Origin of the sequence: Rhodanobacter sp. Soil772, from assembly GCF_001428385.1 — a bacterium.
In the GTDB taxonomy this organism is placed as follows: Bacteria; Pseudomonadota; Gammaproteobacteria; order Xanthomonadales; family Rhodanobacteraceae; genus Rhodanobacter.
The window spans coordinates 621849-645989 of sequence record NZ_LMSK01000002.1 but is presented as its reverse complement, the minus strand read 5'-3'; the positions used below and the strand labels follow the sequence as shown (position 1 = coordinate 645989).

The following is a 24141-nucleotide window of genomic DNA, read 5'->3' as shown; positions in this document are numbered from 1 at the left end:
GATCGGCGAGAGCAGCCCGTGGCGGCCGACAGGGGCAGATCAGGGCCCGATTCTAGTGAGCTTTCGAGACACTGGCATCTGCCTGGAAGCCCGCAATTCGCAGTGATCTGCCGCAGGAAATTACGAGTGCCCGCGGCGGATGCTCAGAACGCCATGTCGAACGCCACCTCGCCCTGCACGCCGACCTGATAGGCCGAGACGCGCCGCTCGAAGAAGTTGGCCAGTTCCTGCACATCCTGCAGATCCATGAAGTCGAACGGGTTCTTCGCGCCGTATTTTTTCGGCATGTCGAGCTGGGCGAAACGCTGGTCGGCGCAGTATTCGAGGTACTGGCGCATGTCCTTCACCGACATGCCGGCGACGCCGCCGGACAGCACGTCCTCGGCGAACTGGGTCTCGCAGGCAATCGCGTCTTCCATCATCTCCTCGACCTGCGCGCGCATGGCGTCGTCGAACAGTTCCGGTTCCTGCGCGCGCACGGTGCGCACCACTTCGAACGCGAACGCCATGTGCCCGCTCTCGTCGCGGAACACCCAGTTGGTGCCGGCGGCCAAGCCGTGCAGCAGGCCGCGCGAGCGCAGGTAGTAGACGTAGGCGAACGCGGCGTAGAAGAACAGCCCCTCGATGCAGGCGGCGAAGCAGATCAGGTTGAGAAGGAACTGGCGGCGGTGCTCGCGCGTTTCCAGCCGGCGCAGATCCTGGATCGAGTCGATCCACTTGAAGCAGAACGCGACTTTCTGGCGGATCGACGGAATCGTCTCGATCGCGGCGAATGCGCCGTTGCGCTCGGCCGGATCGGGGATATAAGTGTCCAGCAGGGTGAGGTAGAACTGCACGTGCAGCGCTTCCTCGTACAGCTGGCGCGACAGGTACATGCGCGCTTCCGGCGCGTTGATGTGCTGGTACAGGTTCAGCACCAGGTTGTTCGACACGATGGTGTCGCCGGTGGCGAAGAACGCTACCAGGCGCTGGATCAGGTGACGGTCGGCGGCGGACATCTTCGTATTGAGGTCGCGCGTATCCATCGAGAAATCCACCTCCTCGACGGTCCAGGTGTTCTTGATCGCGTTGCGGTACATCTCGTAGAAATCGGGGTAGCGCATCGGGCGGAGCGTCAGCTCGAAACCGGGGTCGAGGATATGGGCGTTGCGGGCGGGTTGGGCGGACATGGTGGGATTTCCTTGTGTGGTTTCGCAGCCGATAAGGCGCAAATGCTCTTGGCTCGTCATCCCGGCGAAAGCCGGGATCCAGTGACTGGGGCTTTCGTCGCGATGTCATGTAGGGCAAAGGCTCTGGGTCCCAGCTTCCGCTGGGATGACGGACGCTTCATTGGTAGATTTCCGGACGCTTGAACTGCGTGAACGGATTCGCCGCATGCAAGAACGAAATCCATGTGTCTACCTCCTCGCCAGTCAGCGCAACGGCACGCTGTACGTCGGTGTTACTTCCAACCTGCCGGCACGCATCTGGCAGCATCGAAACGACGTGGTTGAGGGCTTTACCCAACGTCACCGTGTGCATGACCTTGTCTGGTTCGAGTTGTACGAGACGATGGAGTCCGCGGTCACTCGCGAGAAGGCGATCAAGGCGTGGAAGCGTGCATGGAAGATCGAGCTCATCGAGAAATCCAATCCGTATTGGCGGGATCTGTATGCGGAGATTTGTTGCTGACCCGCCACACCGTCATTCCAGCGTTCGCCGGGATGACGAGCGTGGGGTTACTGGCAGGCCTCGCAGTACTCGGGATTCTCCAGCGAGCAGACGACGGCTGCGTTGGCCTGCACCTGGTCGCTTACCGTAGTCTTGGCGATCTTCGTCGCCGGCCGCGAGCGCAGGTAATACGTGGTCTTGATGCCGGACTTCCACGCGTACATGTACATCGAGCTCAACTGGCCGATGTTCGGGTTTTCCATGAACAGGTTCAGCGACTGGCTCTGGTCGATCCAGGCGCCGCGCGCGGCGGCCAGGTCGATCAGCGACTTCTGCGGCAGTTCCCACACGGTGCGGTAGATGGCGCGCAGGCGTTCGGGGATCGCGGCGATACCCTGGATCGAACCTTCCGCCCGCTTGATCGCGTCGCGGATTTCGGACGTCCACAGTCCCAGTGTCTTCAGTTCGTCGGCCAGATAGCGATTCACCTGCAGGAAATCGCCGGACAGCGTCTCGCGCTTGAACAGGTTCGATACCTGCGGCTCGATGCATTCGTAGCAACCGGCGATCGAGGCGATGGTGGCGGTGGGCGCGATCGCGATCAGCAGCGAGTTGCGCAGGCCGTGCTGCTTGATGCGTTCGCGCAAGGCGTCCCAGCGTGCGTCGTCGTGCGGTACGGCGTTCGGCCAATGGTCGAACTGCAGCTCGCCGTTCGCGGCGCGGCTTTCGGCGAAGCCGGGGTGTGCGCCGTCGGCCTCGGCCAGTTCGCACGATTGCGACAACGCGTGGAAATAGATTTCCTCGGCGATGCGCGTGGACAGCGCCGATGCCTCGGCCGAATCGAACGGCAGCCGCAGCTTGAAGAACACATCCTGCAGGCCCATTACGCCGAGCCCGACTGGCCGCCACTTCATGTTGGCGGTACGCGCGGTCTCGATCGGGTAATAGTTGAGGTCGATCACCCGGTTGAGCTGGCGCACGGCGGTGCGCACGGTGGCGGCGAGCTGGTCGAAGTCGAACGCGCCGTCGACAACGTGCCGCGCCAGGTTCACCGAGCCCAGGTTGCACACCGCCGTCTCGGTCGCCGAACTCACTTCCAGAATCTCGGTGCACAGATTGGACAGATGGATCACGTTGTCGGCGTTGGACGTCTGGTTGCTGGTGGCGTTGCAGCGATCCTTGAACGTCATCCAGCCGTTGCCGGTCTGCGCCAGCGTGCGCATCATGCGCGCGTACAGCCCGCGCGCCTTCACGGTTTTCACGGCGAGGCCGTCGGCTTCGGCCTGGCGATACGCAACATCGAACGTCTCGCCCCAGCTGTCGACCAGATGCGGCACGACCTTCGGATCGAACAGCGACCACTCGCCATCGTTCTCGACGCGGCGCATGAATTCGTCGGGGATCCAGTTCGCGATGTTGAGATTGTGCGCGCGTCGCGCGTCGTCACCGGTGTTGTCGCGCAGTTCGAGGAAATCCTCGATGTCGGCGTGCCACGATTCCAGGTAGACGCATGCGGCACCTTTGCGTTTGCCGCCCTGGTTCACCGCGGCGACCGACGCATCCAGCGTCTTCAGCCACGGCAGCAAACCATTCGAGTGGCCGTTGGTGCCCTTGATCAGCGAGCCGCGCGAACGCACCCGCGAATACGCCAGACCGATGCCGCCGGCGAATTTGCTGAGCTTGGCGACGTCGGCGTACTTGTCGTAGATCGACTCCAGCGAGTCGACCGGCGAGTCGAGCAGGTAGCACGAGCTGAGCTGTTCGTGGCAGGTGCCAGCGTTGAACAGCGTAGGTGAACTGGCAATATATTCCAGTGACGACAGCAGCCGGTAGAGTTCCAGCGTTTCGCCGATCTCGTTGCCGCCCAGCGCGCAGGCGATGCGCATGAAGAAATGTTGCGGCGTCTCGATCACTCGCCGTTGCTGCGGGTGGCGCAGCAGGTAGCGGTCGTACACGGTGCGCAGGCCGAAGTATTCGAAGCGGCGGGTGGCCAGCGGGTCGATCGCGTCGTTGAGCTTGCGCGCGTTGGCGGCGACGAAATCGCGCAGACGGTCGTTCAAGATACCCAGTTCGGCGCCGCGTGCGATCGACTGCGAGAAGCTCTGGATTTCCTGGCCACTGACTTCCTTGTCGATGTACGCGCCGAGCAGGCGCGCCGCGAGCTGGCCGTATTCGGGTTCCTCGGCGGTCAGGCCGGCGGCGGTGCGGATGGAAAGCTGGTCGAGTTCCTGGGTGGTGGCGCCGTCGTACAGACCGCCGATGGTCTTCAGCGCTACGCGCAGCGGATCGACGCCGTGCAGGCCTTCGGCGCTGCGCGTGACGGCGCGCACGATCTTGTTGACGTCGACGGTTTCCTGGCCGCCGTTGCGCTTGGTCACGCGCATCTGTGCCGCGCTGTGCGGCGGGGTCAGCGCGAACGCGGTTTCGGGTGCGGGCGTTTCGCCGATGGCGGCGGACGAGTCGGCGCGCGCGACGGTGCGCTCGCGTTCGGTGGTATCGAGGGGTTGCATGGCTGGTGGCTCCGGCATGGACATCAAACGCCTGCTCCCGCGCGCAGGGCCTGATAGCGATGGATTCCGGAGGCGACGCGCAAGCCGGGCACCGTGCGGCGTCCTGCTCCACGACGCACTTCCCCGCGGAGGCCGTCACTACGCACCGGGACACGTTCGTCCCGGTGTGCCGGCAGGTCTTCGGACTTGCGGACGGGGATCTGGCGATCCGCCTACTTGCCCCCGCTTCCCAGTCGTGGACGACCAGTGCATGTGGGGACGTTCGTTTCCGCTTTACCGCTGCGGGGCAGTTCCGGAGTTACACCGGATTCCCTTTTAAGCCCGACCGATGTCGCATCTGGTCGGGCACCGACGGACACAACATATCGGGTGACCCGAGCAAGGTCAACTCGATATGTTGTGTGTTTGCTATGAATGAGTTACGTGCCGCTTGTCGTCCGGCTTGTCGACACGGATCCACGTCGTCACTTTTTTTCGGCGGGCTTCAGGGCATAGCTCACTTTGTTGCCGGTCAGCTTGATATGACCTTTTTGCGTTAGACGGTTGATCACGGCTTCAAGTGTTGTCCCGGCCAGCTTGGGCGTGAACCATGATGCAATTGAGGATCGAAGGGTCTTGAGGCTCGCAGGTTTGGATTTCTTCATCCCGGCGAGGCGGGCAAGCGTCTCATCGACCCGTTGCTGTACAGGGTCGATTTTGGGTGATGGTTTGGGAGGTGTGGCGACTTGTGCAACGCCCTGAGACTTCGCCGAGGATGCGTCATGTGGCGGAGTAAAGCTGATGACGAGCTTGCTCGTGGCCTTTTTCGCTGGTGTCACTGGCGCCGCGGCCGTTGGGGTGGTCTTGGCGGCACCATCAAGGCTCTTGACCCGTCGGCATGCCATCTTCAGTGTCGTGATGTGCTTGATCAGCGGGTCGAAACCACCATCTTTCGAGACGATGGTAAATCGAGCGTCTGGGTGCAGGGCCGCCAATTGGCCAACGTAGAAAGAGATATGAAAATCGAGCGCGTTGGGGCCGTTGCCGACGATCTGTATGTACCTTACGTCATCGCCGAATGGTTGCAGCGCCTTGGTAAGTTCCAGTGATATCTTCGATTGCTGCTGACCCAGGAAAATGTAGATCCGGCACGTACCGGGCTTTAGCGGCCCCAGACTTTCTGGCTGCACATTCTCAAAGTCGACCAGGACGAAATGCGGGCTCATGTCACTCCCTGACTGATTGATCGAGTCTCACAACGCGTCGTGATCCAGCTCGCCGGTGCGGATGCGGATCACCTGTTCCAGCGTGCTGACGAAGATCTTGCCGTCGCCGATCTTGCCGGTGCGGGCGGAGGCCTGGATGGCTTCCAGCACCCGGTCGAGCTGATCGTCGGCCACCGCCGCTTCCAGCTTGATCTTGGGCAGGAAGTCGACCACGTACTCGGCGCCGCGGTACAGCTCGGTGTGGCCTTTCTGGCGGCCGAAACCCTTCACTTCGGTGACCGTGATGCCCTGCACACCGACTTCGGCTAGCGCTTCGCGCACGTCGTCCAGCTTGAACGGCTTGATGATCGCCACGACCAGCTTCATGGGTGGTTCCTTGAAAGGCATCGGTGATGCTGAAGGTGCATTTTGCCTGTCCGGCGGGGCATTGTCGCGCCGGGAACGGCACGTGTAGGACAATCCCTACAGTTTTTGACGGAGCATACCGATGGCGCACCCGATTTCCATTCACCTAATATTTACCTCGACGAGTTCGAGGTGCTATCCATGATGGATAGGCAGGATATCGACAAGATTGCCCTGCGACTTGTGTCGTTGGTACCGCCAGGGGTGGCACAGGCGCATCAGGATTTGCGAACCAACTTCCAGGACGTTCTGGCGCAGGGACTGCGCCGCCTCGACCTGGTCACCCGCGAAGAATTCGAAGTCCAGTCCCAGGTACTGGCGCGTACCCGCGCCAAGGTCGACGAATTGGAGCGACGCGTGGCCGAGCTGGAGGCCACAGTGGCTGCCCGCGCGGGTCAGTGACAACCGCCCTCCCGGGAGCCGCCTCCGATCCGTCACCCTCACCCCGAGAACGATCGGAGGCGGTTATTTATTAGCACTGCTGGATGGAGTCGCTCGATGTTCGTTTCTGTCAGCGACCCGTCCTCCATGCGTCAGCGATCAGCGGCCGCATGAGTCTTGCCGTCACCCTCAGCCGCGCCCAGGAAGGGATCGCCGCACCGCAGGTGATGGTCGAGGTACACCTTTCCGGCGGCTTGCCGTGCACCAATATCGTCGGCCTGCCCGAGGCCGCGGTGCGCGAGGCGCGCGATCGCGTGCGCGTGGCGATCCAGAACACCGCGTTCGAATATCCCGGTCGCCGCGTCACCGTGAACCTCGCGCCGGCCGAATTGCCGAAGGATGGCGGCCGTTTCGATCTGCCGATCGCACTGGGCATCCTCGCCGCCAGCGGCCAGGTGCCGCGCGAGAAACTGGACGACTGCGAGTTCCTCGGCGAGCTGGCGCTGACCGGCTCGCTGCGCAGCGTATCCGGCGTGCTGCCGGCGCTGCTGCGCGCGCGAGCCCGCGGGCGCCGCGTGGTGGTGCCGCGCGAGAATGCCGCCGAAGCGGCGCTGGTGCCGGATATGGACGTGCGGGTGGCCGACACCCTGGCCGAGGTGTGCGGCTGGCTGCGCGGCGCGCACGAGCTGTCGATGCCGGTCGGCATTCCCAGCAATGGCGGCGCCGAAGACGGTCCGGACCTGGCCGACGTGCGCGGCCAGTTGCAGGCGCGGCGCGCGCTGGAGATCACTGCCGTCGGCGGCCATCACCTCTTGCTGGTGGGTCCGCCGGGCACCGGCAAGACCATGCTGGCCGAGCGCCTGCCCGGCATCCTGCCGCCGCTGTCGGAATCGGAGGCGCTGGAAACCTGCGCCGTGCTGTCGGTGGCCGGGCAGGTGACCGACCTGGCGCGCTGGCGCCGGCGTCCCTTTCGCGCGCCGCACCACACCGCGTCGGCGGTGGCGCTGGTCGGTGGCGGTTCGTATCCGCGCCCGGGCGAGATCTCGCTGGCGCACAACGGCGTGCTGTTCCTGGACGAGCTGCCCGAGTTCAGCCGGCACGTGCTGGAAGTGCTGCGCGAGCCGATGGAATCGGGCCACATCATGATTTCGCGGGCGGCGCGGCAGTCGACCTTTCCCGCCCAGTTCCAGCTGATCGCGGCGATGAATCCCTGCCCGTGCGGCTACGCCGGCGACCCGCGTTGCCAGTGCACGCCGGACCAGATCCAGCGCTACCGCGCACGCATCTCCGGGCCGTTGCTCGATCGCATCGACCTGTGCGTGGAAGTGCCGCCGGTACCGCTGGCCGAACTGGGCACGCCACGCAATGAACGCGACGAGGATTCCGCCACGGTGCGCGCGCGCGTACTCAGGGCGCGGCGGCAATCGCTGATGCGGGCGGGGCGACCGAATGCCGAGATCAGCACGCGCGAGCTGGAGCGCGACTGCGCGCTGGGCCCCGCCGAGCGGCGCTGGTTCGAGCATGCACTGGAGCGGCTGGGCCTGTCCGCACGCGCCTACCATCGCGTGCTGCGAGTGGCCCGCACGATTGCCGATCTCGACGGCGGTGCCGCGCTGCTGGAGCGCGAGCACCTGGCCGAGGCGCTGCAATACCGCCGCTTCTGAGTGTCGCCTGCCGGCTGGACGTCTTCGTCGGTGCATGTTTCGATAGCGGCCTGATCTTCCAAGGACTGCGATGACTATCGAGCTGGGCCTGATGCTCGCCGGCATGCTGATGATCGGCTTCCTGGCGCAGTGGCTGGCGTGGCGGGTCAAGCTGCCGGCGATCCTGTTCCTGCTGCTGGCCGGCATCGTGCTGGGGCCGGTCAGCGGCGTGCTCGATCCGGACAAGCTGCTCGGCGGGCTGCTGTTCCCGACCGTGTCGCTGGCGGTGGCGCTGATCCTGTTCGAGGGCAGCCTGACCCTGCGCTTTCATGAGCTGCCGGGGATCGGCAAGGCGGTGCGCGGGCTGGTCAGTTATGGCGCGGTGGCCTCGTTGCTGCTGCTGGCGCTGGCCGCGCATCTCGTCGCCGGCCTGGCCTGGCCGATCGCGTTGCTGTTCGGCGCGCTGGCCTGCGTGACCGGGCCGACGGTGATCGCGCCGATGCTGCGCACCCTGCGCCCGAACGCGCGCGTCGCCAACACGCTGCGCTGGGAAGGCATCGTGATCGACCCGTTGGGCGCGCTGTTCGCGGTGCTGATCTACGAGGCGATCGTGTCGCGCCAGGAAGGCCACACCATCGGCATCTTCGTGGCGACGATCGGCTGCGGGGTGGTGATCGGCGCGCTGTCCGCCTGGCTGATGGCGTTCTTCCTGCGCCGCCAGATGATCCCCGAATACCTGCAGAACTACGCCGTGCTGGCTGCGGTGCTGTTCGCCTTCAGCGTATCCAACACGATCACCCACGAGTCGGGGCTGCTGGCGGTGACGATCATGGGTATCGCGCTGGGCAACCTGCGCGGCGTGCACATCGACGACATCCTCGACTTCAAGGAAAGCCTCACCACGGTGCTGGTGTCGCTGCTGTTCATCCTGCTGGCGGCGCGGCTGCATTGGCCGCTGCCGGACGGCATGCTGGGCGCGGGCATCGCCCTGTTCGTGATCGCGCAGCTGGTGGTGCGGCCGCTGACCGTGGCGCTCTCGAGTTTCGGCAGTGGCTTGAATTGGCGCGAGCGCACGCTGATCGGCTGGGTGGCGCCGCGCGGCATCGTGGCGGCGTCGGTGTCGGCGCTGTTCGCGCTGCGTCTGGATCAGCTCGGCGTGGCCGGTGCCGAGGCGCTGGTGCCGCTGGTGTTCACCCTGATCATCGGCACGGTGATCCTGCAGAGCGCCACCGCGCGGCCGCTGGCGATCTGGCTGAAGGTGGCCGAGCCGGAGCCGCGCGGCGTGCTGATCTTCGGCTCGGATCAGGTCGCCCGTGCGATCGGCAAGGTGCTGGACGAGGCCGGTTTCCGCGTGGTGCTGGCCGACGACGACTGGGACGGCATCCGGCTGGCGCGGATGGAAGGGCTCGCCACGTTCTTCGGCAATCCGGCCTCGCCGCATGCCGAACGCCACCTCGACCTCACCGGCATCGGCCGGCTGCTGGCGGTCTCCACCCACCGCGAGCGCAACTCGCTGGCCTGCGTGCATTACCGGCAGGAGTTCGGGCGCGAGAAAGTGTATCGGCTGCGCAACCTGACCCCGCAGGAAAACACCGATCGCGCGGCATTGTCCGGCGGCCTGCTGGCCCCGCCATTGTTCGACGAAGAGATGACCCACGGCCGTTTCGCCGACCTGCTGGCACAGGGCTGGCGGATCAAGTCGACCCGGCTCAGCAACACTTTCGACTGGCCGCATTTCATCGAGCAATACGGCTCGAACAGCGTGCTGATGTTCGGTGTGGAGGAGAAGGGCGCGTTGCGCGTGGCTTCGGCCAAGCGCGAGCTGGAACCGAAGCCGGGCTGGACGGTGATCGCGCTGGTACCGCCGCAGCCCTCCGGCGCCTGATCCTGCACAACGGCATGGCGGTTACGCCGCCGAGGCCTGCCTGAACTGCGCTTCCTCGGTCGAGCCCTTCAGCGCGGTGGTCGAGGACTGGCCCTGCTGGATCGCCTGGGTGACAGCATCGAAGTAGCCGGTGCCCACTTCGCGTTGGTGTTTCACCGCGGTGAAGCCGCGGTCGGCGGCGGCGAATTCCTTTTCCTGCAGTTCCACGAACGCGCTCATCTGGCGGCGCGCGTAGCCGTGCGCCAGGTCGAACATGCCGTAGTTGAGGCTGTGGAAGCCGGCCAGGGTGATGAACTGGAACTTGTAGCCCATCGCACCCAGCTCCTTCTGGAAGTTGGCGATGGTGGCGTCGTCCAGGTTCTTCTTCCAGTTGAAGCTGGGCGAGCAGTTGTAGGCCAGCATCTTGCCGGGGAATTTCGCGTGGATCGCCTCGGCGAAGCGGCGTGCGTCGTCCAGGTTCGGCTTGCTGGTTTCGCACCAGATCAGGTCGGCGTATGGCGCGTAGGCGAGGCCGCGGCTGATCGCCTGGTCCAGGCCGGGGCGCACGCGGTAGAAGCCTTCGACGGTGCGTTCGCCGGTGATGAAGGCCTTGTCGTTCGCGTCGATGTCGGAGGTGAGCAGGTCGGCGGCGTCGGCGTCGGTGCGCGCCACCAGCAGGGTCGGCACGCCGGCGACGTCGGCGGCGAGGCGCGCGGCGTTCAACTTGTCCACCGCTTCACGCGTAGGCACCAGCACCTTGCCGCCCATGTGGCCGCACTTCTTCACCGAGGCCAGCTGATCCTCGAAGTGCACGCCGGCGGCGCCGGCCTCGATCATCGCCTTCATCAGCTCGAACGCGTTCAGCACGCCGCCGAAACCGGCCTCGGCGTCGGCCACGATCGGCACCAGCCAGTCGCAATCGTCCTTGCCTTCGGCGTGGTGCAACTGATCGGCGCGCAGCAGGGTGTTGTTGATCCGCTTGACCACCAACGGTACCGAGTTGGCCGGGTACAGCGACTGGTCGGGATACATCTCGCCGGCCACGTTGGCGTCGGCGGCGACCTGCCAGCCGCTCAGGTAGATCGCCTGCAGGCCGGCCTTGACCTGCTGCATCGCCTGGTTGCCGGTGAGCGCGCCCAGCGCGTTGACGAAGTCCTCCTGGTGCAGCGACTTCCACAGCCGCTCGGCGCCGCGGCGGGCCAGCGAGTGTTCGACCGCGACGGTGCCGCGCAAGCGCACCACGTCCTCGGCGGAGTAGTTGCGCTGAACGCCGGTCCAGCGCGGGTTGTTGTTCCAGTCCAGGGTGATCTGTTCGGCGGTGGGCAGGGTGGTCTTCATGGCGTGGCTCCGTAGCGAAAGTCTGGATGGCTCGGTTCGAGCAGATCAGGCGAGTTGTTCGTAAGCGGGCAAGGTGAGGAAGTCGCCGAGCTGATCGGCGTGGGTCATTGCGCCGAGCAGTGCGGCGGCATCGTCGGCGCGGGTGGCGCCGGGGTGTTGGCTGTCGCGCAGGCGGTGGACATGCGTGGCCACCGCGTGATCGAACAGCGCAAAGTCGATCGGCGCGTGGTCGGGGAACTCGAGCGCGCCCCCGACCGGCGCCCCGCCGGCCGGAACGTCGGCATGATGCAGCCACTGCCACAACTGCGCGCGGGCGATTTCGGCGGTGGCGGCGTCCTCCATCAGGTGATGGATCGGCACGCAGCCGAGGCCGTCCAGCCAGGCGGCGGTGTAGCGCAGGCAGACCTCGACGTTGTTGTCGAAACCGGCGCGGCTGATCGTGCCGTTCGGCGCGGCGAGCAACTGTTCGCGGCTCACCTGCACGTCCTGGCGCAGCACACGCAACTGGTTCGGCGCCGGCATGTACTGATCGAAGATGTCCTGCGCCACCGGCACCAGCGCCGGATGCGCGACCCAGGTGCCGTCGTGGCCGGCCTGCACTTCGCGCAGCTTGTCGGCACGCACCTTGGCCAGCGCCGCTTCGTTCGCTGCGTCGTCGCCCTTGATCGGGATCTGCGCGGCCATGCCGCCCATCGCGAACGCGCCGCGGCGATGGCAGGTCTGGATCAGCAGTTCCGAATAGGCCTTCAGGAACGGCGCGGTCATCTGCACCTGGCCGCGCTCGGGCAGCAGGCGGTCGCGATGGCCGCACAGGGTTTTCAGGTACGAGAAGATGTAGTCCCAGCGGCCGCAGTTGAGGCCGACCGCGCGGCGGCGCAACGCGTGCAGGATCTCGTGCATCTGGAACGCCGCCGGCAGCGTCTCGATCAGCACGGTGGCCTTCATCGTGCCGACCGGCAATTGCAACTCGTCCTCGGCCGCGGCCATCACCGCGTCCCACAGCGCGGCTTCTTCCATCGCCTCGAGTTTCGGCAGGTAGAAGTACGGGCCGCGGTCGCAGCTGTGCAGCGCGCGGGCGTTGTGGAACACGAACAGGCCGAAGTCGACCAGCGCGCCGGCCATCGGTTCGCCGTCCACGCGGAAAAACTTGTCGTGCAGATGCCAGCCGCGCGGACGCACCACCAGCACCGCCGGCTTGTCGTTGACGCGGTAGCTCCTGCCGTCGGGCGAGGTGAACGCGATCGTGCCGTTCACTGCGTCGCGCAAGTTGATCTGGCCGTCGAGCTGGTTGCCGAACGTGGGTGCCGAGGAGTCCTCGAAGTCGGCCATGAACACCTTCGCGCCGGAGTTCAGCGCGTTGATGATCATCTTGCGCTCGACCGGTCCGGTGATCTCGACGCGGCGGTCCTGCAGTGCGGCCGGGATCGGTGCCACGCTCCACTCGGATTCGCGGATCGTCAGCGTGTCCGCGCGGAAATCCGGCAGGCCGCCAGCGTCGTAACCCGCCTGGCGCTCGCGCCGAGCCCGCAGCAGGCGCTGCCGGGTGGCCTCGAAGCGGCGGTGCAACTGGGCCAGGAAACCCAGCGCCGCGGGGGTCAGGATGCTTTCGTAACCGGCGTGGTCGGCATGGATCTCGACGGTGCCGGTATCGAGTCGTTCCTGCGGTACTGCCATGGGGTTGCTCCGAGTCGTGGATGACTCGAAGCTAGGGAGAAATCATGTATTTGACAAAGTGAATGTTTCAATCATTACTATGAGCATAACTAATACATTTTTCAACTGATTGAATGGGCTAGATGAAAAGGCCAGCCGATACGCTGAACAAGCCGAAAAAGTCGCGCCGCAACGCAACAAAAAAGCGTGCTGCTGGCGAGCATGCCGATGAGGTGGGCGGCCGTTTCTACTACAAGGGCAACCGCCACAAGCAGCTGCGCGCGTTTGTCAGCGTGGTGAAACTGGGCACGCTGACCCGCGCCGCCGAGGCGCTGTACCTGTCGCAGCCCACGATCAGCCTGCAGTTGCAGGCGCTGGAACGGGAGCTCGGGGCGAGCCTGGTCGAGCGGCGTCGGCGCCGCATCAACCTCACCGATGCGGGCGAGGCGCTGTATGAGCTGGCGCGGCCGCTGGTCGAGGGCTGGGACACGCTGGATCGCGACTTCCAGGCCAAGGTAAAGGGCCTGCAGGCCGGTCGGCTGACCATCGCCGCCGGCACCTCGACCATCCAGTACCTGCTGCCCGAGCTGGTGCGCCGCTATCGCGAGCGCTTCCCTGCGGTGCAACTGCAGCTGGCCAACGTCACCGGCAAGGACGGCCTGGCCTTGCTGCGCGCCGATGATGCCGACTTCGCGGTCGGCTCGATGCTCGACGTGCCGAACGACATCGCGTGGGCGCCGGTGCACCACTACGACCCGATGCTGATCATGCCGCCGGATCATCCGCTGGCCGCGAAGGACAAGATCACGCTGGAGGATATTTCGCCCTATGGGCTGATCCTGCCGCCGCAACGGCTGTCCACCTACCGGCTGGTCGACCTGGTGTTCCAGCAGCAGCAGGTGCCGTACCACGTGGCGATCGAAGTGGGCGGCTGGGACGTGATCAAGGAGTACGTGGCGATGGGCATGGGCATCTCGATCGTCACCGGCATCTGCATCACCGCGGCCGATCACGGCCGGCTGGCCGTGCGCAACATGAAGCAGTACTTCCCCCAGCGCAGCTACGGCGTGGTGATGCGCAAGGGCAAGTTCCTCAGTGCCGAGGCGCGCGCCTTCGTCGACCTGATCCGGCCCGGTCTGCTGACTCATCGTGACTACGACGAGTCGGGGCACTCGGGGCGCTAGCGGAAGTCAGCGCGCCGCCTTCGCGATCAGTTCGTCCAGATGCATGCGCCGGGCGAGCAGGACCGAGCCGTCGTACGACAGGTGGCCGTCGTCGCGGTACAGGAAGGTGCCGTCGAGTTCGGTCCGGCACGCCTTCGCATCGCACAGGAACGCGTCGAACGACAGCACTTCGACGCCTGCCCGCGCGCGAATCCGCTGCAGGAAGTCGAGCACCCGGCGCTTGCTGGCATGGTATTGCGCCAGCGGGATGTCGCAGTCGATGAAGCGGCCGAACAGCGTGCGGTTGCGCGCCTTGCGCTCCAGGCAATGGGTATAGTCGAAGCCGTCGCCCGGCGGCGGTGCCACGATCACCACGCGCCGGCCCAGTGCGCGGATCCGGCCGATGGTGGCGGTCAGTGCCGCCAGCGCGGCGTCTGCATCGGGCGATTCCACCCGCGCCTGCCCGTCGACCACGTGCAGCATGCGTCGTGCCGGGTCGAAGTACTCGTAGAACGGACTGGACAGCACTACGGTGCGGATCTCCGGATGCGCCGCGAGATAGGCGATCACCGAATCGTTGAAGCCCAGGCAGCGCTCGGCGAATTCGCGCGTGTACACGCGGTAGATCTGGGCCAGCCCCAGCAGCGGCCCGCAGGCGCTCTTGGTGGCCTGCAGCACTCCGCCAGGCATGCTCGCGGCCAGCCCCGGCACCAGATGCATGGCGAACGAGTCGCCCCAGATCATCGTGGCCGGATGTGCCGCGTTGCTGCAACGCATGGTGTATTCCAGGCGCCGGTAGCCGTCGCACGCCGCGTCGAAGCCGACGTTGTCGCGGCGCAGCCAGGCGTAGTCGATGGCCGGTCCGCGTACCGCATGAGTGCCGGTGCGCGCGGCGAGGGTGAGCGGCAGCAGCGCCAGGCACAGCGAAGCGGCGAGTGCGGCCAGCGACCAGTGCCGTGGCGAACGCGCTTCGAGCCGGCGCACCGGCAGCTCGACGCCGCGGTACAGGGCGAAGCCCAGCAGCAGCGCCAGCGCGACCGCGCCGGCCAGCACTTCCGGCGTCGGCGTGCCGAAGGACGGGTCGCCGGCGTAGACGTTGTTGAGCAGGGCGAAGATCGGCCAGTGCACCAGGTACAGTGAGTACGAAGCGTCGCCGACGGCGGCCAGCGCGTTCGGAATCGGGCGGTCCTGCAGTTCGTCGTGCCGGCGCAGGATCACCACCAGCGTCGCCACGCAGACGATCGCGATGTTGACGAAGTTGGGCGCGGGCAGCGGCCAGATCGGGACCACGAACAGCGCGGCCAGCGCCGGCAGGAACAGCAGCGACACCAGCCGCCGCCGCCGCGGACCCTGCGCGCCGGCCAGCGCCGCGAGCGAGCCGATCGCCAGTTCCCAGGCGCGCGTGGGCAGCAGGTAGAACGCCGCATCGGGCCGCGAGTAGGTCAGCGCGACGCACAGCGCGAAGCTGGTGGCCAGCACCGCCAGGCTGCCGGCGAACCACCCGCGCCGCGGCACCAGCAGCAGCGCCGCCGGCAGCAGCAGGTAATACTGCTCCTCGACCGCCAGCGACCACACGTGCAGCAGCGGCTTGAGCGCCGCGGCGCCGGCGAAATAGCCGGTCTGCTGCAGCAGCACGAAGTTGCCGGTGAAGCTCACCGCGCCCGCGAGTTGCCGGGTGAAATCCTGCCACTCGCCGGCGTCGAGCAGGAAGAACGAAGCCGCCGCAGTGGCCGCGAAGGTGACGTACGCGGCCGGCAGCAGGCGCTTGGCGCGGCGGAAGTAGAACGTGGCGAAGCGGAACCGGCCGTGGCCGATGTCCCTGGCCAGCAGGCTCGTGATCAGGAAGCCGGAAATCACGAAGAAGATGTCAACGCCCAGCCAGCCGGCGCCGATGAAACCGGCGCGGGCGTGCTGCAGGATTACCAGCAGTACCGCCAGGCCGCGCAGGGCCTGGATGTCGGTGCGCAACGGCGGTTTGCCTGCGTCCATGCCTGCCCGTCGTGCAGGTGCCTCAGAAACGGCGAGTCAGCGTGATGCCCCAGCTGCGCCCCTCGTATGCACCGGTGTTGAGCACCCGCTCGCTGTAGCCGGCGTTCACGCTCAGCTGCCACGGCGAGAAGATGCCGACGACCAGCGATGCGTTGATGTCGTTGGCGCGACGCCACGAAGTGAAGGTCTCGTCGCGCTGCCGGCCCAGGCCCGCCTGCAGCGACAGTCCGGCGTCTTCGCCGAGCCCCACGTAGAGGTTGGCGGTCAGCGCGTAGCGTCGATAGTTGTCCGGCGCGTAGTAGCCGTGACCGGGGTTGCGGTCGAACGACAGGTGCTCCGCGCTGGCGCCGAGGTCCAGCATGACGCCGGGTTGGCGCACGACTGCGCGACGCAGTGCGGCGTTCAGGTCCGTACTGTTGTTGCTGTCGCTGAAGTGGTCGCGGCGCAGCCACAGATCGCCGGTCCAGCGGAAGTCCGGCGTCCACTGCGCGTGGCCGGTGACGCTGGTGCGGTCCAGCCCCAGCGAGAGTGAGCGCGGCGAGGCGGCGACGCGATCGTGGTCGGCCAGCAGGTCGGCGCGGAAGGTATCGCCGAAGCGATGGTCCAGGCCGAGCCGCCACAGGGTGGTGCCGCTGCCGTCGATCGAGGAGCGGCCGACGGCCGCGCTGAGCGTGGTGTACAGCGACGGTGCGTAACGCAGCCCGACCAGTCCGCGGTTCTCGGCGAGCATGCGGGCGCCGGTGATGCTGGCGAACGGGCTGCTCAACGGTGCGCGGTAGTCCCACCGGCCGAACTCGGCGGTCCAGCGCAGCGCTTCGCCTTGCGCCAGTTCCGCGCGCAGGGTCGGTTGCGAGCGTTCCAGGTCGTCCGAGTCGGAACCGTGCTGGTAGTCCAGCGCGACGAAGGAATCGGTGCGGATGCGCACCGAGCGCTCCAGGTCGCGCGCGTCCTTGCCGTCCGGCCTGGCGCGCTTGACCGCCGCGACGTAGGGCAGCGCTTCGCGCGGTCGTGCCGACTGCCGCAAGGCGATGGCCTGCACGTAGTTGGGCAGCAGGCCGTCCGGGTCGGCGGCCAGCGGTGCCGCATTGACCTGCTGCGCCGTGCGGATCCAGCCGCCCCAGGCGAGCACGCCGGCGAGCACGACCTGGCCCTCGCTGCTGCGGGTGGCTTCCGGATGGGCGTCCAGCACGCCCCTGGCGCCGGCATAGTCGCCATTCCAGGTCAGGTAGCGCGCCAAGTCGAGCACGGCGGCCTGGTCGCCGGGGTGCCCGGCGACGTACTCGCGCATCGTGCGCGTGGCGTCGTCGACGTGGCCGGTCCACATCAGCGCCCGTGCCTGCGTGTCCAGGGGCTGGATGGTGGGGCTCTGTGCCCATGTGCAGGCCGGCGCCGCCAGCAGCGCACCGACAAGCCAGGCGAGGGGTTTCATTTGCGCCATTTGCGGTTCCCCGTAATCCACAGGTCGATGGCGAACTGGCCGATCGTGCGGATCTCGGTCAGCATCAGGAAATAGCGCAGCGGCGTCACCAGCAGACCCTTGCCCAGCATCTTCCAGCGTTCACCGCGGGAGATCACCGTCAGCACGATCAGCGACAGCGCCGACTCCGCCAGCAGGGTGACCAGCAGCGGCTCCCACCAGCGCAGCAGGGCCATCACGATCAGCGCGGTGGGAAAGCCGATTTTCTCGAACGCGGACATGAAGATGATCCAGCCCAGCGGGCGCCCGTAGCGTCTCGTGACTTCCTCGCCGAAGGCTTGCCGGTACGGTTCCTGCACCTTGCGCAGTTCCTGGATGTGCTTTCCGTGCTCGCCGTGCTTCTCGTCCCAACGCCGGCGCGCGCGTGCGAACGCCTTGAACGGGCTGCGCACCAGCGCGTCGAAGTAGTAGCAACTTTGCAGGAAGGAAGAGGACCACAGCGAGATCTGGCGCGGCAGATGGGTAGCCAGCGGTTCCTCCGAGCGCGCCGTCACGTCCAGCAGCTGGGCGTTGCGGTAGCCCTGATTGATCAGCGCAAAGCCGATGAAGATGTCCTCGGAGTTGGTCAGGTTGTCGCCGAATTGCGGCTCGTAGCGGTCGAACAGGTCCTCGACGTATTCGCGGCGGTAAGCCACGGCGCAACCGACCGGGTTGGTGATGCCGCCGAAGAAGACCACCTGGCCGTGGAACACGAAGCCCTGCAGGAAGCGGTACAGGCAATCGCGGTAGATGTTGGTCAGGCCCCACCACATCAGCTGCAGTCGGCCGCGTGCGGCCTTGGGGTCGACGAACGGCGCGCCGGCCAGCACCGCGGCGTATTCCGGCGTCGCGGCCAGGGTGCGGCGGTCGACCAGGCGCATCGGCAGCACGCGGCCGCAGACCGAGGCGACGCCGACGCCCTTGTAGAGTTCCTCGACGCAGCGGGCGATGTAGTCGGGCGACTCCAGGAAGGTGTCGCCGTCGAGGATGAACTCCACGTCCGCGTCGAATTCGCGCGCCTGGCGCTTGATCGTGGGCGTCTTGCCGATCGACGACTGGCGCCGGATCACCTGGACATCGAGCCCCAGCCGCTGCGCCACCTGCTCGGCGCAGCTGGCCGTGGCATCCGTGCTGCCGTCGTCGACCACGATGATGTTGCGCGGCTTGAGCGTCTGCCGCGCCACCGAGACGAGGCAGTGGGTGATGTTCTCGGCCTCGCGGTAGGCCGGGATGACCACGTCCACCACGGCCGTGCGCCAGTCGCGGGTGGGCGTCGGTACGGTCCGGTCCGGACCGCGCAGCAATCCGATGACGCTGAGCAGCGCGCTAGGACTGATGACAAACCAAGGGGCGGTGGCCATGTTCGGTCCCTGTGAGGGTGATGCGTCGTTCGCGGATGAGCTCGTCGAGCGTGTCTTCCAGCGTGTAGCGGTGCCGGAACCCGGTCAGCGCACGCAGCCGGGTCAGATCCGGCCGGCGCCGCTGGATGTCTTCGAAATCTTCGCCGTAGGCTTTCAGGTACGGCACATGGCTGATCGGCGAGTCGCTGTCGGCGCGTTCGCGGATCAGCTCGGCCAGCGCGTTCATGCTGATCTCGCGGTCGTTGCCCACGTTCGCCACCAGCGCGTCGCCGTTTTCGCGCGAGGCGAGCAGGTCGAGCGCGCGCACGTTGTCGCGCGCGTCGCAGAACGAACGGGTCTGCTCGCCGTCGCCGTACACCGTGATCGGCTCGCCGCGCACCGCCTGTTCCACGAAACGCGGTACGACCATGCCGTAGCGGCCGGTCTGGCGCGGCCCGATGGTGTTGAAGAAACGCGCCACCAGCACCGGGATGCCGAACTTCTGCGAGTAGGACAGGGCCAGTGCCTCGTCGGCGATCTTGCTGACCGAATAGTTCCAGCGCGTGCCGGCGCGGGTGGACACGCTGAGGTCCATGTCCTCGGTCAGCAGTTCCGCATGGCGGTGGCCGTAGACCTCGGAGCTGGAGGCGACCACCACCTGCGGTTGCCAGCCGCTGGCGGCGATGGTGCGGAACAACCGTTCGCAGGCGGCGATGTTGGTGGCAAGCACGCGCGTCGGCTCGGCGATCACGCGGTACACGCCGACCACGGCGGCAAGGTGGTAGACACGGTCCGCCCAAGCCGCGGCCTGCTGCAGCAGCGGCCAGGTGAGCATGTCCGCCTCGTCGAAACGGAAGTTCGGCGACGCCTCGAAGGGTGCCAGGTTGGCGCGCAGGCCGGTCGACAAATCGTCCACCACATGGACCTTGTCCCCGCGCGCGAGGTGCAGCGCTACCAGATGGGAGCCGATAAAACCGGCCCCGCCCGTGATCAATACGTGCATGTTCGGATTCCCCCAGTGCATGCCGACGCCTGCCACGGCGTCGCAATCCATAATGTGATGTGTATCACATTTTCAGTGCGTATTGACAAGCATACGCCATGCCATGAAGGGAGAATCCATGCCGGTAGCGGATTTTCAATCCGATGCGCTGCCTCGCTGTCGCAGGGGAGGGGCACGGGATGGCCCAAGCGGGTCAGGAAAGGACAAGGAGCGTCGCCGGCCGACATCGCGCCCTCCGGCCCCGCCGCCTTGCTGCGGCGCGATGCGGGACTCGGCCGGCGAACGCGGGCGACCCGGCCGGCACCCGGTTTGCGGGTGGCTGAGGATGTGCGAAGCCGGGCCAGGAAAGCCCGGGAGCGGTCAGACGTTGCGGTGCTTGCCCGCGAACGGCGCGTAGAACGCGCGCAGGCGGCTGATGTCGGCGTCCATGTCGGCGCCGGTGTCGAACAGCGGGCCGAGCCGGATGGTCTTGTCGGGATAGTGGAACGCGACCGGGAAGATCGGCACGCCGGCGTCGTGGGCGATGTGCCAGAAACCGCTCTTCCAGCGCTTCACCGGCTTGCGCGTGCCTTCCGGTGCGATGCCCAGCCAGAGTTTCTCGCGCTGGCGGAACTGGTCGATCATCTGCTCGACCACGCCCTTGGCGGCGCCACGGTCGATCGCCATGCCGCCAAGCCGGCGCAGCAGGCTGCCCAGCGGCCAGAAGAACAACTCCTGCTTGCCCATGAAGTGCACGTCGGCGCCGACTGCCACCTTGACCAGCAGGCCCCACACGCCGTCCCACCAGGACGAGTGCGGCGCGGCGATCAGCACCAGCTTCGGCGCGTCGGGGAACTCGCCGACCAGGCTCCAGCCGGCCATGCGCAGCACGGCGCGGCAGGTGCGGCGTTGCCATCCGTCGCGCAGTTGCGGCATCTGCGGCGGCAACTGGGCGGGAGTCGGGAGATGGCCTTTCATTCGAGCTCCGGTTTGCGTGAACGGTCCTGCTTGATCCTGCCGCGTTGCTGCTTGCCGGCCAGGCGGCGTTCCTTCGAAGCGCGGGTCGGTTTGGTGGCGACGCGTTTCTTCGGCGGCACCAGCACACCGCGGATGATCTCGACCAGCCGCTCGCGCACGTCGTCGCGGTTGCGCACCTGGTCGCGGAAGCGGCGTCCCTGGATCACCAGCACGCCTTCGGCGGTGAGCCGGCGATCGCGCCGCGCCAGCAGGCGCGCGCGGATTTCCTCCGGCAGCGAGGGCGAGTTGATCACGTCGAAACGCAGCTCCACCGCGCTTTCGGTGCGGTTCACGTGCTGCCCGCCGGGGCCGTCCGCGCGCAGAAAGCGCTCGACCAGTTCGGACTCGGGCAGGGAGAGGGTGCGGCTGATAGTCAGCATGCGGTGGAGTGTAGAGGGCCAGAAGTGAGTAGGTGAAGCGAGGAGTGAGAAGTGAGAGAAAAACGGCCGTGCGTCCGGACCCTGTTTTCTCTCACTTCTCACTCCTCTTCACTCACTCCTGGCAATGTCCAGCCGAAGCGATCAAGCAACCCGATATACGCGGCGTCCAGCGGCGCCTCGGTCTCCATCGCAGCGCCGGTCAGCGGATGCGCGAAGCGCAATCGCCACGCATGCAGCAGCATCCGGTGGCAGCCGAAGTGCTGTTTGTACAGCCGGTTGTGGTCGCCGCGGCCGTGCTGGCAGTCGCCAACCACCGGGTGATGGATGTGCGCCAGGTGCTTGCGGATCTGGCGGAAGCGGCCGCTCTCCGGTTCGGCCAGCAGCAGTGCGTAGCGCTGTTGCGGATAGCGGCCCAGCGCGATCGGCACCTCGATCGTGGCCAGCCGCCGGTAGCGCGTGCGGGCTTCGCGGCGCGGGCCGGTTTCGCGCGAGCCGGGCAGCGGGTAGTCGATCACGCCTTCGTCCGGCTCGGGCCAGCCGCGCACCACCACCAGGTACTGCTTGTGCACCGCGCGCGCCATGAACTGCTCGCCCAGCGCAGCGGCGACTTCCTTGTTGCGCGCGACCAGCAGCACGCCGCTGGTGGCGCGATCGAGCCGATGCGCCAGGTACACGCTGTCGCCGACCTGCTCGCGCAGCAGGTCGATCAGGAATTCCTCGGCGTTGCCCACCATTTTCGAGCGGTGCACGGCGAGACCGGCGGGCTTGTTCACCGCGATCAGCGCGTCGTCCTGGTAGAGAATCTCGATCATGGTTTGGTCCGTGCAGGGGCGCACCTGGTGCGCTCCTGCAGGTCAGCGCGAGCGTGGCCAGCCGATCGCGAAGGCCAGCAGCCCGGCGATGCCGGCGCACAGCGGCGGCCAGATGCCGTGTTGCGGCGCCGATGTCCACAGCAGGGCCGCGCCGATCAACAGCGCGCCGCCGAGCAGGCTGCAGGCGAGCAGCTTGTGCTGGCGCTGGGCGTTGTCGTGCATCAGCTTGAGCGCGACGGGGTCGCTCAGCGCGCGCCGTTCGCCACGGCCGATCTGGCGCAGCGCCTCATGCATCAGCTCGGGAAATTCCGGCGCATGGTGCAGCCATTCGGGCAGCCGCTTGCGTACCTCGCGCAGGGTGCGCAGCGGGCTGTAGCGTTCGCGCAGGATGCGTTTCAGCACTGGATGCGCCACCGCCCAGATGTCGATCTCCGGATCGAGCATGCGGCCGACGCCCTCGATGTTGAGCAGGGTCTTCTGCAGCAGGATCAGTTGCGGCTGCAGGGTCAGCTCGAAGCGGCGCGCGGTCTGGAACAGCTTCACCACCAGTTCGGCCAGCGAGATCTGCGACAGCGGGCGGGTGAAGTACGGCTCGCACACCGTGCGCACCGCCGCTTCCAGTTCGTCCAGACGCACGTCGGCCGGCATCCAGCCGGCGGCCACGTGCAGTTGCGCGATGCGTGCGTAGTCGCGCTCGAACAGCGCGATGAAGTTCTGCGCCAGCCAGTACTGGTCGGCCTCGGGCAGCGAACCCATGATGCCGAAGTCCAGCGCGATGAAACGCGGCTCGCCGGTGCGCGCGGGGTCGACCCAGATGTTGCCGGGGTGCGCGTCGGCGTGGAAGAAGTTGTCGCGGAACACTTGTTCGTAGAACACCCGCACGCCCTTGGCGGCGAGCGCCTTGCGGTCGAGCCCGGCAGCGTCGATCGCGACGATGTCGTCGCTGCTGATGCCGTGCACGCGCTCCAGCGTCAGCACGCGTGCACTGGTCAGTTCCCAATGCACCGCCGGCACGTAGAGATCCACGCCGCTGTCGAAGTTGCGCTTGAGCAGGCTGGCACTGGCGCCTTCGCGCTGCAGGTCCAGCTCGTTCTCCAGCATCTTCTCGACTTCGGCCACGACATCCAGCGGGCGGATCTTGTCGGCGTTCGGATGCCAGCGCTGGGCCAGTTCGCCGAGCGAACGCAGTAGCTTCACGTCGCGGGCGATCTGCGCGTCGATGCCGGGGCGCAGCACCTTCACCACCACCTCGCGCCCGTCATGCAGGGTGGCGGCGTGCACCTGGGCGATCGAGGCGGAGGCCAGCGGGGTTTCGTCGAATTGGGCGTATAGACGGCCAATCGGAGATTTCAGTTCCTGCTCGACGATCGCGCGCGCTTCGCTGCCGGGGAACGGCGCGACCTGGTCCTGCAGCAGGGCGAGTTCGTCGGCGATGTCCGCCGGCACCAGGTCGCGGCGGGTCGACAGCACTTGGCCGGCCTTGACGAAGATCGGCCCGAGCTCGGTCAGCGCGTGGCGCAGGCGGGCGCCGCGCGGCAGGCCGCGGATGTCGATGCGCGGGCGCGCCACCAGCGGGCGCAGCAGTTTCAGCGGACGGTACAGGTGGGCGGCTTCGACCAGTTCGTCGAGCCGGTACGCCAGCAGCACCGAGGCGACCCGCAGCAGGCGCGGCACCACTTTCAGCGGCGTCACGCGGCGTTGCCCTGCAGGCGTTGCATCAGCCGTTGTACGCGTGATTCCAGCCGCTCACTGCGCTCACGCACGTCGTCCACGCCGTCGAGGAAACCTTCGACTTCGCCCGGCGCCATCGCCACGCGCACCTCGTCGCGCAGCCAGTCAGCGCTGTCCTCGGTGAGATGGCTGGCGGTTTCGCGGGCGTGGGCGAGGCCCTTGCGCACGGCCCTGGCCAGCGGCACGCCGAGCACATCGCCGAAGCTGCGCGCGAATGCTTCCTCGAAATCCGGCGCGAACTTGCCGGCCAGCTTTTCCAGCCGGCGCGCCAGCTCGGCATCGCCGGCGATCTCCACCTTGCCCGGTGCGATGCCGTCATCGTCGCGGCGGAACAGCATCGCCAGCAGGCTGCCCGGAGTGGCGGCGACCTTCAACTGATTGTCGTCTTGCGGCGGCCCGACTTTCAGGCGCGTGCCGTCGACAGTCACTGCCAGCGCGAGCTCCGGCCCGCGCAGGTGCACTTGCACGCTGCGGCCGTTCAACGCGGCCAGCTTCTGCTGCGTGTCCGGGTCGAGCGAGAGCGTGTGGTTCAGCGCGGTTTCCAGCGCACGGCCGGCAAGCTTGCGCAGCGGTTGCGGCAACCAGGAGTTGGGAGTGGCGGCGTTCATCCGCCGATTGTAGC

General features: G+C 66.8%; 20 protein-coding genes and 1 riboswitch. Of the genes, 5 read left to right on the top strand and 15 right to left on the bottom strand.

Features of this window, described 5'->3' with window-relative positions; genetic code table 11:
- Positions 1 to 143 precede the first annotated feature (143 nt).
- Positions 144 to 1169, bottom strand: a complete 1026-nt coding sequence (locus ASG75_RS09540) for a ribonucleotide-diphosphate reductase subunit beta (protein ID WP_056388287.1) — start codon at positions 1167 to 1169, stop codon at positions 144 to 146.
- A 205-nt stretch (positions 1170 to 1374) separates the two neighbouring features.
- On the opposite strand from ASG75_RS09540, the gene ASG75_RS09535 reads away from it, so the two are divergent.
- Entirely contained in the window at positions 1375 to 1671 is a 297-nt protein-coding gene (locus ASG75_RS09535) for a GIY-YIG nuclease family protein (RefSeq protein ID WP_056389257.1), read from the top strand.
- A gap of 47 nt (positions 1672 to 1718) precedes the next feature.
- Here ASG75_RS09535 and ASG75_RS09530 read toward each other — a convergent pair whose 3' ends face one another.
- The 3 genes from ASG75_RS09530 to glnK all read right to left on the bottom strand — a co-directional run bounded on the left by ASG75_RS09530 (position 1719) and on the right by glnK (position 5731).
- The gene (locus tag ASG75_RS09530; RefSeq protein WP_056388286.1) at positions 1719 to 4160 is read right to left on the bottom strand and encodes a ribonucleoside-diphosphate reductase subunit alpha; all 2442 of its coding nucleotides are present in this window, start codon (positions 4158 to 4160) and stop codon (positions 1719 to 1721) included.
- Between the two features lie 153 nt (positions 4161 to 4313).
- Positions 4314 to 4528, bottom strand: a riboswitch (cobalamin riboswitch).
- Positions 4529 to 4624: 96 nt separating this feature from the next.
- Entirely contained in the window at positions 4625 to 5365 is a 741-nt protein-coding gene (locus ASG75_RS09525) for a PIN domain-containing protein (protein ID WP_056388284.1), read from the bottom strand.
- A 27-nt stretch (positions 5366 to 5392) separates the two neighbouring features.
- Positions 5393 to 5731, bottom strand: a complete 339-nt coding sequence (gene glnK, locus ASG75_RS09520) for a P-II family nitrogen regulator (protein WP_056388282.1) — start codon at positions 5729 to 5731, stop codon at positions 5393 to 5395.
- A 180-nt stretch (positions 5732 to 5911) separates the two neighbouring features.
- Between glnK and ASG75_RS09515 the strand changes: the two genes are divergently transcribed.
- The 3 genes from ASG75_RS09515 (at position 5912) to ASG75_RS09505 (ending at position 9679) form a co-directional block, all read left to right on the top strand.
- Positions 5912 to 6172, top strand: coding sequence for an accessory factor UbiK family protein (locus ASG75_RS09515; RefSeq protein ID WP_056389254.1), 261 nt, complete (start codon positions 5912 to 5914; stop codon positions 6170 to 6172).
- Between the two features lie 149 nt (positions 6173 to 6321).
- Complete coding sequence (locus ASG75_RS09510; RefSeq protein ID WP_082547547.1) at positions 6322 to 7815, top strand: YifB family Mg chelatase-like AAA ATPase; 1494 nt, start codon at positions 6322 to 6324, stop codon at positions 7813 to 7815.
- 70 nt (positions 7816 to 7885) lie between these two features.
- A complete protein-coding gene (locus ASG75_RS09505; protein WP_056388279.1) occupies positions 7886 to 9679 on the top strand; it encodes a sodium:proton antiporter in 1794 nt (597 codons plus the stop codon).
- Between the two features lie 21 nt (positions 9680 to 9700).
- Here the strand turns inward: ASG75_RS09505 and aceA are convergent, their stop codons facing one another.
- On the bottom strand, positions 9701 to 10996 hold the full coding sequence (gene aceA, locus ASG75_RS09500; RefSeq protein ID WP_056388277.1) for an isocitrate lyase: 1296 nt from the start codon (positions 10994 to 10996) through the stop codon (positions 9701 to 9703).
- Between the two features lie 45 nt (positions 10997 to 11041).
- On the bottom strand, positions 11042 to 12670 hold the full coding sequence (gene aceB, locus ASG75_RS09495; protein WP_056388275.1) for a malate synthase A: 1629 nt from the start codon (positions 12668 to 12670) through the stop codon (positions 11042 to 11044).
- Between the two features lie 122 nt (positions 12671 to 12792).
- Between aceB and ASG75_RS09490 the strand changes: the two genes are divergently transcribed.
- Entirely contained in the window at positions 12793 to 13833 is a 1041-nt protein-coding gene (locus ASG75_RS09490) for a LysR family transcriptional regulator (RefSeq protein WP_056388272.1), read from the top strand.
- A gap of 6 nt (positions 13834 to 13839) precedes the next feature.
- Here the strand turns inward: ASG75_RS09490 and ASG75_RS09485 are convergent, their stop codons facing one another.
- The 9 genes from ASG75_RS09485 to ASG75_RS09445 form a co-directional block, all read right to left on the bottom strand.
- Complete coding sequence (locus tag ASG75_RS09485; RefSeq protein WP_056388270.1) at positions 13840 to 15801, bottom strand: acyltransferase family protein; 1962 nt, start codon at positions 15799 to 15801, stop codon at positions 13840 to 13842.
- Positions 15802 to 15823: 22 nt separating this feature from the next.
- Entirely contained in the window at positions 15824 to 17230 is a 1407-nt protein-coding gene (locus ASG75_RS09480) for a tetratricopeptide repeat protein (RefSeq protein WP_056388268.1), read from the bottom strand.
- Positions 17227 to 18618 (bottom strand): glycosyltransferase family 2 protein, encoded by a 1392-nt coding sequence (locus ASG75_RS09475; RefSeq protein WP_056388266.1) that lies wholly within the window; start codon positions 18616 to 18618, stop codon positions 17227 to 17229. Before ASG75_RS09475 ends, ASG75_RS09480 begins: the two co-directional genes overlap by 4 nt.
- Positions 18584 to 19600 (bottom strand): NAD-dependent epimerase/dehydratase family protein, encoded by a 1017-nt coding sequence (locus ASG75_RS09470; RefSeq protein WP_056389248.1) that lies wholly within the window; start codon positions 19598 to 19600, stop codon positions 18584 to 18586. The genes ASG75_RS09475 and ASG75_RS09470 overlap by 35 nt, the downstream gene beginning before the upstream one ends.
- A gap of 360 nt (positions 19601 to 19960) precedes the next feature.
- Complete coding sequence (locus ASG75_RS09465; protein ID WP_056388265.1) at positions 19961 to 20557, bottom strand: lysophospholipid acyltransferase family protein; 597 nt, start codon at positions 20555 to 20557, stop codon at positions 19961 to 19963.
- Positions 20554 to 20976 (bottom strand): alternative ribosome rescue aminoacyl-tRNA hydrolase ArfB, encoded by a 423-nt coding sequence (arfB, locus tag ASG75_RS09460; protein WP_056388263.1) that lies wholly within the window; start codon positions 20974 to 20976, stop codon positions 20554 to 20556. Before arfB ends, ASG75_RS09465 begins: the two co-directional genes overlap by 4 nt.
- Positions 20977 to 21074: 98 nt before the next feature.
- Positions 21075 to 21788: a pseudouridine synthase gene (locus ASG75_RS09455; RefSeq protein ID WP_056388261.1), complete on the bottom strand. Its 714-nt coding sequence runs from the start codon at positions 21786 to 21788 to the stop codon at positions 21075 to 21077.
- Positions 21789 to 21830: 42 nt separating this feature from the next.
- Positions 21831 to 23480, bottom strand: a complete 1650-nt coding sequence (ubiB, locus tag ASG75_RS09450) for a ubiquinone biosynthesis regulatory protein kinase UbiB (protein WP_056388258.1) — start codon at positions 23478 to 23480, stop codon at positions 21831 to 21833.
- On the bottom strand, positions 23477 to 24127 hold the full coding sequence (locus tag ASG75_RS09445; RefSeq protein ID WP_056388256.1) for an SCP2 sterol-binding domain-containing protein: 651 nt from the start codon (positions 24125 to 24127) through the stop codon (positions 23477 to 23479). The genes ubiB and ASG75_RS09445 overlap by 4 nt, the downstream gene beginning before the upstream one ends.
- Positions 24128 to 24141 lie beyond the last annotated feature (14 nt).